At 39.3% G+C, this 13747-nt stretch carries 13 protein-coding genes; 1 reads left to right on the top strand and 12 read right to left on the bottom strand.

Annotation, left to right across the window (positions count from 1 at the left end):
- Positions 1–149: 149 nt before the first annotated feature.
- Complete coding sequence (locus ACZ5XR_RS09790; protein ID WP_464501466.1) at positions 150–350, bottom strand: cold-shock protein; 201 nt, start codon at positions 348–350, stop codon at positions 150–152.
- A gap of 85 nt (positions 351–435) precedes the next feature.
- The gene (locus ACZ5XR_RS09785; RefSeq protein WP_464501465.1) at positions 436–1188 is read right to left on the bottom strand and encodes a Cof-type HAD-IIB family hydrolase; all 753 of its coding nucleotides are present in this window, start codon (positions 1186–1188) and stop codon (positions 436–438) included.
- A gap of 198 nt (positions 1189–1386) precedes the next feature.
- On the opposite strand from ACZ5XR_RS09785, the gene ACZ5XR_RS09780 reads away from it, so the two are divergent.
- Positions 1387–2292 (top strand): nuclease-related domain-containing protein, encoded by a 906-nt coding sequence (locus tag ACZ5XR_RS09780; protein ID WP_464501464.1) that lies wholly within the window; start codon positions 1387–1389, stop codon positions 2290–2292.
- A 1218-nt stretch (positions 2293–3510) separates the two neighbouring features.
- Here ACZ5XR_RS09780 and ACZ5XR_RS09775 read toward each other — a convergent pair.
- The 10 genes from ACZ5XR_RS09775 to ACZ5XR_RS09730 form a co-directional block, all read right to left on the bottom strand.
- Positions 3511–5226: an ABC transporter ATP-binding protein gene (locus tag ACZ5XR_RS09775; protein WP_464501463.1), complete on the bottom strand. Its 1716-nt coding sequence runs from the start codon at positions 5224–5226 to the stop codon at positions 3511–3513.
- A gap of 115 nt (positions 5227–5341) precedes the next feature.
- Positions 5342–5653, bottom strand: coding sequence for an iron-sulfur cluster assembly accessory protein (locus tag ACZ5XR_RS09770; protein ID WP_464501462.1), 312 nt, complete (start codon positions 5651–5653; stop codon positions 5342–5344).
- Positions 5654–5705: 52 nt separating this feature from the next.
- Positions 5706–7001, bottom strand: a complete 1296-nt coding sequence (locus tag ACZ5XR_RS09765; RefSeq protein ID WP_464501461.1) for a VTT domain-containing protein — start codon at positions 6999–7001, stop codon at positions 5706–5708.
- A 39-nt stretch (positions 7002–7040) separates the two neighbouring features.
- Entirely contained in the window at positions 7041–7742 is a 702-nt protein-coding gene (gene pssA, locus ACZ5XR_RS09760; RefSeq protein ID WP_464501460.1) for a CDP-diacylglycerol--serine O-phosphatidyltransferase, read from the bottom strand.
- Positions 7743–7774: 32 nt separating this feature from the next.
- Complete coding sequence (locus tag ACZ5XR_RS09755; protein WP_464501459.1) at positions 7775–8431, bottom strand: phosphatase PAP2 family protein; 657 nt, start codon at positions 8429–8431, stop codon at positions 7775–7777.
- A gap of 99 nt (positions 8432–8530) precedes the next feature.
- Positions 8531–8959: a GtrA family protein gene (locus ACZ5XR_RS09750; RefSeq protein ID WP_464501458.1), complete on the bottom strand. Its 429-nt coding sequence runs from the start codon at positions 8957–8959 to the stop codon at positions 8531–8533.
- A gap of 8 nt (positions 8960–8967) precedes the next feature.
- On the bottom strand, positions 8968–9960 hold the full coding sequence (locus ACZ5XR_RS09745) for a glycosyltransferase family 2 protein (protein ID WP_464501457.1): 993 nt from the start codon (positions 9958–9960) through the stop codon (positions 8968–8970).
- Positions 9961–9983: 23 nt separating this feature from the next.
- Entirely contained in the window at positions 9984–11672 is a 1689-nt protein-coding gene (locus ACZ5XR_RS09740) for a DUF6044 family protein (protein ID WP_464501456.1), read from the bottom strand.
- Between the two features lie 154 nt (positions 11673–11826).
- Positions 11827–12519, bottom strand: a complete 693-nt coding sequence (locus ACZ5XR_RS09735; RefSeq protein WP_464501455.1) for a polysaccharide deacetylase family protein — start codon at positions 12517–12519, stop codon at positions 11827–11829.
- Positions 12520–12565: 46 nt separating this feature from the next.
- Positions 12566–13732 carry an MGDG synthase family glycosyltransferase gene (locus ACZ5XR_RS09730; protein ID WP_464501454.1) on the bottom strand — a complete coding sequence of 389 codons (1167 nt, stop codon included), beginning with the start codon at positions 13730–13732 and terminating at the stop codon, positions 12566–12568.
- Positions 13733–13747 lie beyond the last annotated feature (15 nt).

The following is a 13747-nucleotide window of genomic DNA, read 5'->3' as shown; positions in this document are numbered from 1 at the left end:
AGTACCATTTTACTTTTCTGTTATAGAGCAGAGAGGCTGTCTCAAAAGGGTCTGACCCTTTGTTATGAGGCAGCCTCTTTTTTCAGCATTTTATCTCATTAAATAAAAACCGACTCCAAATTTTGGAGTCGGTTTATTTTTAGGTATATTTATGATTTTTGGACATTTACTGCTTGTGGTCCACGTTGGCCATTTTCAATTTCAAAGGTTACCTCTTGGCCTTCATCTAATGTTTTATACCCTTCGCCCTGGATCGCCGAAAAGTGAACGAATACATCTTCTCCGCCTTCACGCTCAATAAATCCAAAGCCTTTTTCACTGTTAAACCATTTTACTTTACCATGTTCCATTTCTTTTGTAGCCTCCTAGCATGTAACAATTACATGAAATTGCAATTTATTCTTGCTTGATTATCTTTCCCCAGAAAAAATATTTTTAAACATTTTTTAATACCCATTTTCGAATTGCTTTTGCCACGCCATTATCATTATTTTCAGCTGTTACCCAATCCGCTGCTTCTTTCACTATTTCTTGGGCATTGCCCATCGCGACACCCAGTCCTGCTTCCTTTATCATCGCCATATCATTAAGGCTGTCACCGCAGGCCATGACATTTTCCATTTCAATTCCAAGCCGCTCACAAACAAGCTTCAGACCTTTGGCTTTATTGATTCCAAGCGGATTCACTTCTATGTTTCTTAGAGTTGAATTGCTGAGTTCAAATTCGCCTTTTGATTGGAGTTCTTTTAAAATGATTTCTCTAATCGCATCATCTTTTATGTCGAATCCGAATTTCAGCCATTCAAGTCCATGAATATCCTCGGGCATTTCATTAAACCAGTTACTTTCGGTACTGATTGCCCAGAATTTGGTTTTATGTTTTTGAGAAAGGTCCCACATCCATTGGATGAGTTCTGATTTTACAAGGTTTCTTTCTACCAGCTCGCGCTTATCATCCCAAATTTCACTGCCGTTCACGGTAACTAAATAGGAGGTCAGCTCTAATGAATCCGCATGCTCGCCACATGTCCGTAAAGAGCGGCCGGTACTTAAAACCACATAAACTCCTTGCTCCTTTACTTCTTTGATTGCTTGGCGGTTTTCCTCTGAGACCTCTCCTTTATCATTCAATAATGTTCCGTCCATATCTAAGGCAATTAATTTAATTTCAGGTATAAAATGATCCATTGTATGTTCCGTACTCCCTTCTTTGTTTACCGTATTAGATTATCATTTTTTATTATTCTTAATCAAAAAATGAGATTTATTTTTAGTTTACATAATATTTTTATAGTCATGTTAAAAGTTAACATAAAATTCAAACATTTTGATCTGCCTTTTATATAAAATTGAATTAGTGCTAAGTAAAAAGAAAGGTTGTGAAAAATGGTTATAAGGCCACGTCCAGTCCCATCTGATTTAACTATTATGAGATCGTTAAATGCACGAATGAATTTAGTAGAAAAAGAAAAAAACTACTTTTATTACCGTGAAAAAGGTTATGAAGGGGAAGTGCAGTTTGACAAATTGACTGAAAAGCTTCAATGTAATTGTTATATTTTAAACGACTTATTGCTCGAGCATAACAACTCTGAATTTCAAATTGACTCCTCCATTATTATCCAAAATACCCTAAATTTTTTCGAAATAAAAAATAATGAAGGCGATTATTGTTTTCATCCCGACAAATTTACTAACAAATCCGGCGACGAAATAAAGAATCCTTATATCCAATTGCAACGAACTGAATCCCTTCTCCGTCAATACCTTCGACACCATGGATATAATCTTAAAGTTGAAGGCCAAGTGGCATTTGTTAACCCCGAGTTTACCTTATACCAAGCCCCACTCGACAAGCCGTTTATATTCTCAAACCAGCTAAATCGATTGATGAAAAACTTAAACATGAAGAAGTCAAATTTAACTGACCGTGATTTGAATCTTGCAAACCAATTAATATCAGACCATAAAACCAAATCGCGATATACGATCCTCCCTGAATATAAATACCTCCAGTTGAAAAAAGGCACATTATGCGCAACTTGCTACTCCTTTATGCTTTATACAGGAGGAAGAAAGCTGGTATGTAGAAATTGTGGCGCGGAAGAAGGGATTGAATCGGCTGTATTAAGAAGTGTGGAAGAATTAAAATTGCTTTTCCCAGGTATGAAAATGACAACATTCTTGATTTATGAATGGTGTCGAGGTGTGGTGAGTAAAAAGGTGATTAGGTGTATATTAAAGAAAAACTTTAAAGTAATGAGTTATGGCAGGTGGTATTATTACGAGTAACTTTTGTTATTTTATGTGGTTCATTAGCTGTTTTCGATCACGGTTACTGTTCCTAAGTGACCTGAGATTCATTAATTACCTTTTCTTGGTCACGTAGGTTCCTCCTTCGTGACCGATTCTTATTTCTGCTCCAGCTTTTCGTCACGTAGACCCCCTCTACGTGACCGATCCAGCTTCTTGAACTAGCTTTTCGTCACGTAGACCCCTTCTACGTGAACGTTTCTGCTTTCTGCACCAGCTTTTCGTCACGTAGACCCCTTCTACGTGACCGATTCTGCTTTCTATATTAGCTTTTCGTCACGTAGACCCCTTCTCTACGTGACCGATCCTGCTTTCTATACTAGCTTTTCGTCACGTAGACCCCTTCTACGTGACCGATCCAGCTTTCTATACTAGCTTTTGTCACGTAGACCCCTTCTACGTGACCGTTTCTGCTTTCTATACTAGCTTTTCGTCACGTAGACCCCCTCTACGTGACCGATTCTGCTTTCTATATTAGCTTTTCGTCACGTAGACCACTTCTACGTGACCGATTCTGCTTTCTATACTAGCTTTTCGTCACGTAGACCCCCTCTACGTGACCGATCCTGCTTTCTATATTAGCTTTTCGTCACGTAGACCACTTCTACGTGACCGATTCTGCTTTCTATACTAGCTTTTCGTCACGTAGACCCCCTCTACGTGACCGATCCAGCTTCTTGAATTAGCTTTTCGTCACGTAGACCCCCTCTACGTGACCGATCCAGCTTCTTGAACTAGCTTTTGTCACGTAGACCCCTTCTACGTGACCGTTTCTGCTTTCTGCACCAGCTTTTCGTCACGTAGACCCCTTCTACGTGACCGATTCTGCTTTCTATACTAGGTTTTCGTCACGTAGACCCCCTCTACGTGACCGATCCAGCTTCTTGTATTAGCTTTTCGTCACGTAGACCCCCTCTACGTGACCGATCCAGCTTCTTGAACTAGCTTTTCGTCACGTAGACCCCTTCTACGTGACCGTTTCTGCTTTCTGCACCAGCTTTTCGTCACGTAGACCCCTTCTACGTGACCGATTCTGCTTTCTATACTAGGTTTTCGTCACGTAGACTCCTTCTACATCACGGATATCGCCGTCTAAACAAGCTTTTGGTCACGCAAACTCCTCTCTCTATATCAGTATCTACCCGGCCAAAAAAAAGAGCCCCATTAAAAAATTAGGACTCCTTCTTGTATCACAAGCTATTGTTGAAACTGGACCCGGTGAAGATTGGCGAAAATTCCGCCCTGCTCGATCAGTTCATCGTGCCTGCCTTCTTCTGCAATTCCGTCTTCAGTGACAACGATAATGCGGTCGGCATTTCGAATGGTGGCTAGACGGTGGGCAATAATTAAGGTGGTCCTGTTCACGGCAAGCTCCGTTAATGCTTCTTGAATGACCAATTCCGTTTCCGTATCCAGCGCGGAAGTAGCCTCATCCAAAATCAAAATTGGCGGGTTTTTCAAAAACATGCGGGCGATCGCAATCCGCTGTTTTTGACCGCCAGAGAGCTTTAATCCCCTTTCGCCAATTTGGGTCTCATAGCCATCCGGGAGTGATGCGATAAACTTTTCCAAATGGGCCCGGCGTGCGGCATCGAAGATTTCTTCATCGGTAGCATCCTGTTTGCCGTAAGCAATATTTTCTCTTAGTGTTCCCGTAAAGAGAAAGACATCCTGCTGGACAATTCCAATATTCGAACGCAACGATTGTTTCGTCATATTGCGGATATTGATACCATCAATGGATATACTGCCTTCTTCGACATCATAAAATCTTGGGATTAAAGAACAAATCGTTGTTTTCCCCGCTCCGGAAGGTCCGACAAAGGCAACCGTTTCACCTGCTCGAATCGACAAATCGATATCCTCAAGGACTGATTTATTCGAATCATAGCTGAACGAAACATCATGAAAAACAATATTTCCCTTTAATGTGGCCACTTCCACTGCATTGGCGGTATCCTTTATCTCAGGTTCGGTATCAATCAGCTCAATAAACCGCTTAAATCCAGCCATCCCTTTTGGATACAATTCCATAATGGCGCTGATTTTATCAACCGGCTTAAAGAGAACATTCACATACAAGACAAAACTGACCAATTCCCCGTAGGAAAGCTGTTTCGTGAAGCTTAACCATGCTCCGTAAACTAAAACGATCAACGTGATCATCCTGGTCATCATATAAATCCCTGAATTACTGAGCGACATCACCTTATAGCCGCCGAGCTTCGCTTTGCGGAATCGTTTATTATTCGTTTTAAATCTCGCAATCTCATAATCTTCATTTGTAAACGATTGGACAACACGAACGCCAGAAACACTGTCTTCGACCCGCGCGTTCACATCGGCAATATTGCTGTACATTTGATCCCATGCTTTGTTCATTTTCAAATTGCAAATGACAATTAGTAAAATTAAAAATGGAATAATGACAATCGTCGCAAGGGCTAGCTTCGCATTGATGGTCAGCATAATCCAAAATGCACCAATAAACGTCATGATGGCGATAAACGCATCCTCCGGTCCATGGTGGGCAAGTTCACCGAGATCAAAGAGATCGTTGGAAATTCTGCTCATGATATGACCCGTTTTCGTATTGTCAAAAAAGCGGAATGACTGTTTTTGCACATGCTCGAAAAGCTCCTGACGCATATCGGTTTCAATATTAATGCCAAGCTTATGTCCCCAATAGTTCACTATAAATTGCAGAAAAGTGCTTACCAGATATAGGGTCAATAAAGCAGCACTTACCGACACAATCGCCTTCCAATTCCCGCCTGGTAGTAATTTGTCAATAAACCACTGGACAGCAAGCGGAAACGCTAATTCTAATAGAGCCACTATGACCGCGCTGCTAAAATCGAGAATAAAAAGTTTCTTATGCGGTAGATAGTAAGAATAAAATCTTCGAATCATAATAATCTCCTTTATGTAGCAATACTTGAATTATATGAAAAAATCGTGAACATTTTCAAGGATTTTACATAAATAAAACGCTTGGAACTTTTTGCCCAAGCGTTTCTTCAAAAGATTAATGATGGTGGTGGTGACTGTCTCCATCTTTGGCAGGATTGGTAATCACCCATTCCTCTTTAGGGACATGGAACAGTTGAATCCAAACCCCATCTAAATACTCTTCCCGTTTATCCAAGATGAAATCGATATCCTTATCCGTTTTCACGATTTCATCATGTTCAGTTGGTGTATCCAGCATGAGGTCATAATGGGCATGTTCCCCGTGCATATGGGTGACATATACACGAAATAACTTCCCTTCTGACCCTTCTGTTTCTAACATTTTTTTTAAAGCCTTTGCGGCATTGCGATTAATTTTGCATTTCATTAAGCTGTTCTCCTATTCCTATGTATTCACACTTTCATTATCCCATTATAAATCATTTATTATCCTTTTCACTTTTTTTAAGTAAATTTAGTAACCGAAATGTTTCTAAGGAAAAAGTCATCCCTGTTACCCAAACAGCGCTGAAAACATAGCCCCCTAATAAATCATTCGGTTTCAGGTGTGAAACAAAAATGGCTGAAATAAAATAGGATAGCAAAATAAACAGAAACACGAAAAGCATAATGGTTGTGAAAAGAAAACTATTTCTATGCCGAACAAGCATGACAAAGAAAAATCCATAAACAGCCATTAGGAGCATGGCTTGCTCATTTGGAAAATCCACACTAATCCCTCTTCCAGGCAACATAAATTGAAAAATCCAGTGGATTCCGATTGAAAAAGGATAGCTGCCGACAAGTGTTGCTGCGAAAAATAATAGCTCAAGCCTTACATTCGTTCGATTGAAGAAAATGATAACAATGGTAAGAACGGCCATCACTGCGAATGAATTCCAACTAGAAAGATAATGAACCACATTCATTAACGGCACCCAGTGAGCATTAAACAATGAGAGAACAATGGTTTTGACAATTAAATTGAAATGCACATATTCGTTGGCCACTAAATCCTGAGTCATTCCAACCGTTAAAATAATGAAGGAAACAAATAGAATAAAAATGAATAAGATCATGATCTTGATTTTCAGAAAACTTCTAAACCTTTTAAAAGCTGACTCGTAAAGGAGGACGAATGCCTCTTTGATAAATACTTTATTATAGCGGAAAACAAAATAACCGATCGCGAGAATGCCAAATAGGATACTGGCTAAAACAAGCCATTTTTTAATTTCTCCCTGGTATTTATCCCATTGCGGGCCTAATACTTTCCCTAACGAAATAAAGGTCCCTACCCAAAGAAAAACTCCTATATATGAAAAGAACATAAACGAACGGAAAGGAAGTTTTATCACACCGGAAATGATGCTGGCAACATGTCTGACACCCGGAATAAAAAAAGAAAAAATCAACAAGACCTTTCCATACTTTCCGTACCATACGGACATCTTCTCCAGTTTTTCCGGGCCCATATGGATATAACGGCCATACTTACGGAAGAATGGCACACCTAGTTTATTTCCAATCCAATAGGAAATCGTAACTCCTAAAACCCCACCAAATCCTGCACTTAAGATAGAGAGATAAAGATTCATTTTTCCTTGGTAACAAAGGACACCTACATAACTCATTAACGCTTCATTTGGGATTGGGACAATGATCAGCTCAAGCATGAGTGAGATGATCAGGATGATATATCCATATTGATTTAATAAATGAATTAATTCATTCACATAAAATCCTCCGATTAGGAACTTCCTGTGCAAGGTGAATTATTTTTTCAGGCTGTTCTTCTTACTCCTTACCAGCTGGTAGCCGATAAACGCAACATATAGCGGGATCGCCACATAGATAAAATATGGAAATCGATGATGTTCTTTTCGAAAAACAATGTAAATAGCATAGCCCAAAAATAATGTGATTATGATTCCGTATTTTGGAAGTGGAACTTCCTTTAAGCTTGGAATTTTAATGGTACTGACCATTAAAAAACAAATGACAAAAAAGGCAATCGGCAGGATGATTGAAGGCATTTTCCCATGAAAAAGGGTTAGCAGCGTTAGCAAGCCCCCGCCTGCAGTAATCGGAACACCGGTAAAATAATGTAACGAAGATTTCACGGCGTTGATATTGAATCTAGCTAAGCGGTAAGCACCGAATAATGGGAATAGTCCGGAAATAGCCATTCCAAGCACGCCAAACGTAGAAAAATAAGAATAATAGGCCATCATCGCAGGAGCAACCCCAAACGTAACAATATCGGCTAGAGAATCCAGTTCTTTCCCAAGCTCGCTTTCTACACGCAGCATCCTGGCAACCCGGCCATCCATACTATCGAGCATCATCCCAATTAAGATAAGGATGGCCGCGTTTTTATAATCTCCGACAGCCGAATACATGACAGACAAAAAACCAAAAAATAAATTTAACAGCGTAAACAGATTAGGAATACTAGATCTAATAATATGTATCACTCCAATTTTTTAAAAAGGCAGGGGCTCCTTCATCAGTAATTAATTCTCTTATTATAACGTTTTTCTTTATAATATTGAAAAACCCAAATGGCACAAGCGAGCCAGAAGCCACTGGCAAAATAACCGCCAATTATATCACTTGGATAATGAACCCCTAAATAAATTCTGCTGACCCCAATAGCTAAAATCATAACAATACTGAAGAGGATTAACAATCCCCTGCCGAGCCTGCTCGAAATATGACGCCATAGCAAAAAGGCTAATATTCCGTATACCGCAAAGGCACTCATCGCATGCCCGCTTGGAAAGCTGTAGCCCGTTACATCAATGAGACGATGCAGGTGGGGGCGATTCCGGTGAAAAAGGTGTTTTAAAATTTCATTTAAAATACCTGACCCGGCAATTGCTGCAATAAAAAGGATTAATTCCAAACGGTGGTGCAGCACCATATAGAGATAAATCATAATTAAAAGACTGATAATGATAACAAATAAACTTGAACCTATCAAAGTAAAGAACTTCATCACGCTTGTTAAGGCTGGATTTTCCCGTCCTTGAATGGCCGATATGATAGTGTCGTCAAATTGACTAATTTTCTTATCACTAATCAACAATGAAATGATTCCAAAACCTATGACACTAAAAAGGCTGATAATAAAGGCAATAACAAGATTATTCTTTAAATTCATCGCAAATCTCCTTCATGTGAGTCTATCCAAAAATTAACATACTTTTTAATCGATAAACAAGTGAAAATGGAAAAAAGAAGCTCTTTTTCAAGAACCTCCTCATTCAATCCCCGGTTTTAATGGTACTTCTTTCTTTTTAAAAACAAACAGCTTCTGCCCCAAATAGTTTAATACAGTATAAAGCCCTGTTCCGACGAGAACGGCAAGGTCTGTTTGCCAATAAACGGAAATAAAATGCTGATTGTTCAGCACCCATACAACAAAATTTTTGGCTGCATCATAAGAAATAAAGTAGCAGGAAAAAATCACCAACACAAAACGAAAGGCACTCTTTGAAACCGCCTGCTCACTTTTAAACGTAAAGCTTCGATTTAAGAAAAAGCTGACAACAGCTCCAATCGAGTTTCCAATAAATGTTGATATCCAATAGGAAAGGGAAAAGGCATGCAACAATACATACGTTGCTGATAATCCAACAATTGTATTCACAATCCCTACCAAAATAAAACGAACAAATGAATGCCTCATACTTACTCCTAATGAGCAACAGCCTGTTTTTGTTGCTGTTCCTTTTCTTGTATATTGTAAAGGTTTTTCTCAATTGCGTATCTTGGGCGTCTTTTGACTTCTTGATAAATTTTACCAATATATTCGCCAATCATTCCAATTCCTAACAATTGCAATCCGCCAACAAACCAAATGGAAATCACAATGGAGGCCCATCCGGACACAGTGTGACCCAAGATTTCTTGAATAATTGCGTATGCCCCAGCCAGCACACTAATAATCATCGAAAGGAAACCAATAAAGCTGACAAACCGAATCGGAGCGACACTAAACGATGTGATACCATCAAATGCAAAGGCAAGCATTTTCTTTAATGGGTATTTCGATTCTCCGGCATACCGTTCTTTCCGGTCATAGTAAACATGAGTGGATTGAAATCCTACAAGCGGGACAAGACCGCGAAGAAATAAATTCGTTTCTTTATATTTGAACAATTCCTCTAAGGCACGCTTGCTCATCAAACGAAAATCGGCATGATTTGGGACAAGTTTTATACCGATTTTATCCATTAACCGATAAAATCCCACAGCAGTAGTACGTTTAAAATAGGTATCCGTATCCCGGCTGTCCCTTACACCATAAACAATATCGTATCCTTCCCAAAATTTCTCAACAAATTCATGGATGACTTTAATATCGTCCTGTAAATCAGCATCGATGGAAATCACACAATCCGAATAATTGGAGGCCGTTTCAAGTCCTGCAATAAGGGCATTTTGATGACCAACATTTCGGGCAAGCTTAACCCCTTTTACAAAGGGATTTTGTTCACTTTCACTCTCAATTAGTTCCCACGTACGGTCCTTGCTTCCATCATCCACAAATAATAGTTTGCTTTCACGAGCAATAAGCGCATCTTCCATTAATTCTTCCAGAACAGAAGATAATTGGGAAGAAGTCTCCATAAATACCTCTTCTTCATTGTAGCAAGGGACTACGATTGTCAGAATTGGCTGATTCATAACATAAAACTCCTCTTATTGCATTATTGTACTTCATAAAGGTAAATTCTCCAGGCAGAATCCTTTTGGTCAAACGCTTTTTTGAATACTAAATGATTTTCCTTCGCATTTAAAATCGGTACGGCTGAAAAAATATACTGCCCGCCCATTTGTTTCAATACCTTCGTATTAAGTTGCAAATGGTGAATTTTCACCTTGGAATTCTTTTCAAAATCATATTTCTTGCCTAATTCCGCTACAAAGATATAGCATCTGCCGCCCCATGTATCGAAATAATCCTTTAATAATGGACTCTTGTCCAACTCCTTTGAAATGATCTTTCTAAATTCATGTTTATAGGATAATGGATAGAAATTATTATAGGTATCCAGAGTATAGAACCCGTTATATTGGGCAATTGCCGGATGGAGTCCGATGCTTACCACCCGATAGCTATCTTTGGGTTTCCCGATATACTGGTCAATTTCTTTAAATTGCTCAACCGCATAAAATTGCTTGAACGAAGGAGTTCCGGCAATTCGATAAATAATTTCATTATTTGCTGCGAATAACACGATCAACTGAGCCACAAGGCAAACCTTGACAAGTGTTTTCCATCCTTTGCCCATTCGCCAAAGAAGATAGGCTCCAACGGCAAACATTAAATAAATAATTAGCGGATGTAAGAAATGAAATCGGGAAAAATTAAAAGTGTTTAATATGGAATACCGCTGCTTCAATGGCTCCCAGCCTTTATAAAACCAGAAGGCATACCAGACTGATAAGATAAAATTCAAGAGAAACAGCTGGATATACCGTTTTTCAACCCACCCCTTCTTTCGATTCCACAAAATCAAAATGACGAGGAAGGATAGCGGGACAATGACATACAAGTGTAATGTCAAGACATGGGTATGACCGAGAAAATAATTTGTAAAAATTAATTTAATTGTCGTCCATAAGCTATTGGTAGATTCATCAAATTCATTCCTGTTCGTCGGCGCTTCCGGAAAAACAAGCGAATAGACCAGACGGTACTCAATCGCCAAATAAAGAATGGTCATGAAAACGATACTGACGAAAAAGACCCAATTTGCTTTTTTCTTCACCAGTAAATCACGGAACCAAAGAAGGCCCATGGCTGTTAAAAAGAAAAAGAAGCCTAGCACAAAGCTGGAATAGAAGGGAAGCAGAAAAAGAGTCAGCCATTCCTTCCACGAATAGTTCCCCTCTCGAATATTCATAAATGCCCAAAGCGCCAGCGGCATCCCTAATGTACTCAGCATGCCCGACGGCCAAAATGGGGTTAACGCGAATGCCAACGATACCCATACACGGATTGGGTAGGCCTCTTCTAAAGTTACAAAATGCTTTTTTAATAACAGGTACATGCCAATAAAGGCAAAAATCCTTGTGATCGACTGGCCAATCGAAAAAGCCAGCATCGGGGAAAACACATTATTAAGCCACTGAATCCCGCTGAACTCCGTTCCAAACGCATTACGCGGAAGTCCATTGATGATTTGTGGGATAATCGCATTATTTGAGCCAAATAATTCCCCGCTGTTTTTCAATACTTTATACCAAGAAACATTCGAATCCAGATTATCGTGAACACGAATATGGGAGTTTTCACCTAAAATAAATAATGGTGCAACATAGATGGCAAGCAAAATAGCCGCTAAAAATAAATGCTTTTTTTCCTTGCTCCAAGATGCTAAAGAGTTATTCATGTTCCCACCGCAGTACAATCACACTTGTCTCAAATGTGATTTCCTTCCTATCAAACTAAAAAATGGTAGAATTTACTACCATTAATATTTTTACAGAACTCATTCCCAGCTGTCAAATTTATATGCGATTATTCAATTAGGCTATTCGATAAAGCTATATTTCATCGACTCTTGCATAGGAAAGCTTTCGCAATTTTAACTCCGCTAATACGTCCTTTAAGGCCGTAATGGTATTCATCGGGGCATCTGAGTCAGCGCCGAAGGTTTCTCCGCAATCGTGCAAAAGGATAATATCTCCTTGTTTTGTCTCAGACAGCAGTTTTTGCTTTACTTTTTCACTGCCACCTGAACTGCGCCAATCCTCAGCCATAACAGACCAGAGAATCGTTCTGTAGCTGTGAATGGTGAATAAGTCGAACAGATTTAAAAGCCCCCACGGCGGGCGGTAATAGATCGGCCTTACCCCCGTGATTCCTTCAATAATCGAGGCACTTTTGTTCAATTTTCTGTGGACGGTCCATGGAAGCATCAGCCAATTAGACCGATGAGCATAATTATGAATACCAATTAAATGCCCCTCCTGGTGCATCCGTAATATCAATTCCGGATATTTTTCCGCTTTGGAGCCAAGAACAAAAAAGGTGGCCTTGACATCATACTTTTTAAGTAAATCCAGAAGGATCGGCGTATAAACCGGATTGGGTCCATCATCAAAGGTTAAGGCAACTTTTCTTGAATCCTTCAATTTCTTGGTGACGCCCAATCCCAAGCCCCTATATATAAAAGATGGCATTATCGTATAAAGAATAATGAATAGAAAAGTTCCAAAAATCAAATCCCTTTCCATTTAAATCGTCACCTGCTTAACTACTTTCATCGATCTGAAAAGCTCATTATTTTGCCAAAGCAATGTTTGGTCTTTCATATCTTTTCGCCGCCCGTAAAATCACCGCAAGTGCATCCAATGAGGAGGTTTTCGTTTGAAATTGCTTCGTTTTTTGCCTCATCGATAGTAAGGAAAAGGAATCATACAGGATGGAATCGATTTTTAAAAGTAAATCCTGCTCATCTTCCGCCCTGATGGCAATCCCTGTTTTCACTAAATAATTGGCATTATCCTCCTCTTGTCCCGGCAGCGGATTAAAGATTAATAACGGCAGCTCCATGGCAATTGCTTCTGACGTGGTCACACCGCCTGGTTTGGAAATCATAAAATCAGCTACTGACATTAATTCATGGATATTTTCACAGAATCCCAGAACAAGCACATTATGTTTGGATGTTCTAAGCTCTTCCTCCAATTGTTTCCGTAATTTTTTGTTGCGGCCGCAAACAACAATCAACTGAACAGAGCAAGAAAGATTTTCTAATGCCTGAAAAGTTGACTTTCCTTTTCCAAAAAATCCGTCACCGCCGCCCATGATCAAAATCGTAAATTGATTAGAATTAAGGCCATATTTTTCCACTAGCAATTTTCGCGGTTGTTTCTTAACAAATTTTTGTCGAATTGGAATTCCGGTGCATTTAATCTTTCTGCTGTCTACACCCAGTGAAATTAAGCGGTCACGGACCTGTCTGGAGCCAACGACATATTGATCCGTATACGGATGAATCCAATAGGAATGATCTGTATAATCCGTAATGATGGTCACAACTGGAATATCAATCAATCCCTGTTCTTTTAATTTGGACATAATTCCCGCTGCAAACGGGTAGGTGCTGACAACAACTGATGGATTTATCTCTTCCAGAATCTCAAGCATAGAGCGCATTCCCATTGAGAAAAGTGTATTTAATTTAGCGGAGAATGCATTTCTTTCCCGTGTTTTTTGATAAAGATAGCCATACACCTGAGGGAATTTTTTAATGACTCTTTTATAAAAATAATTACTTACCGGATAAAGAACAGGATGTAACCACTCCATAATATCAATTATAATTGGCTCCATATTTGGAAGCGTAAATTCAACAGCTTCACTGATTGCATTTGCCACTTGCTTATGTCCATCTCCAAATGTGGCAGAAAGTAGCAGCATTTTATCCTTTTGTCTGTAATTCATATCATTATTAACTCC

The sequence above is a fragment of the Neobacillus sp. Fa239 genome (assembly GCF_055395235.1).
This window is presented reverse-complemented; position numbering and strand designations above follow the sequence as displayed.

Excerpts from the sequence above, each read along its gene's own strand:
- ACZ5XR_RS09790 (WP_464501466.1), bottom strand. The coding sequence starts at position 350 with ATGGAACATGGTAAAGTAAAATGGTTTAACAGTGAAAAAGGCTTTGGA.
- ACZ5XR_RS09785 (WP_464501465.1), bottom strand. The coding sequence starts at position 1,188 with ATGGATCATTTTATACCTGAAATTAAATTAATTGCCTTAGATATGGAC.
- ACZ5XR_RS09780 (WP_464501464.1), top strand. The coding sequence starts at position 1,387 with ATGGTTATAAGGCCACGTCCAGTCCCATCTGATTTAACTATTATGAGA.
- ACZ5XR_RS09775 (WP_464501463.1), bottom strand. The coding sequence starts at position 5,226 with ATGATTCGAAGATTTTATTCTTACTATCTACCGCATAAGAAACTTTTT.
- ACZ5XR_RS09770 (WP_464501462.1), bottom strand. The coding sequence starts at position 5,653 with ATGAAATGCAAAATTAATCGCAATGCCGCAAAGGCTTTAAAAAAAATG.
- ACZ5XR_RS09755 (WP_464501459.1), bottom strand. The coding sequence starts at position 8,431 with ATGAATTTAAAGAATAATCTTGTTATTGCCTTTATTATCAGCCTTTTT.
- ACZ5XR_RS09750 (WP_464501458.1), bottom strand. The coding sequence starts at position 8,959 with ATGAGGCATTCATTTGTTCGTTTTATTTTGGTAGGGATTGTGAATACA.
- ACZ5XR_RS09745 (WP_464501457.1), bottom strand. The coding sequence starts at position 9,960 with ATGAATCAGCCAATTCTGACAATCGTAGTCCCTTGCTACAATGAAGAA.
- ACZ5XR_RS09740 (WP_464501456.1), bottom strand. The coding sequence starts at position 11,672 with ATGAATAACTCTTTAGCATCTTGGAGCAAGGAAAAAAAGCATTTATTT.
- ACZ5XR_RS09735 (WP_464501455.1), bottom strand. The coding sequence starts at position 12,519 with ATGGAAAGGGATTTGATTTTTGGAACTTTTCTATTCATTATTCTTTAT.
- ACZ5XR_RS09730 (WP_464501454.1), bottom strand. The coding sequence starts at position 13,732 with ATGAATTACAGACAAAAGGATAAAATGCTGCTACTTTCTGCCACATTT.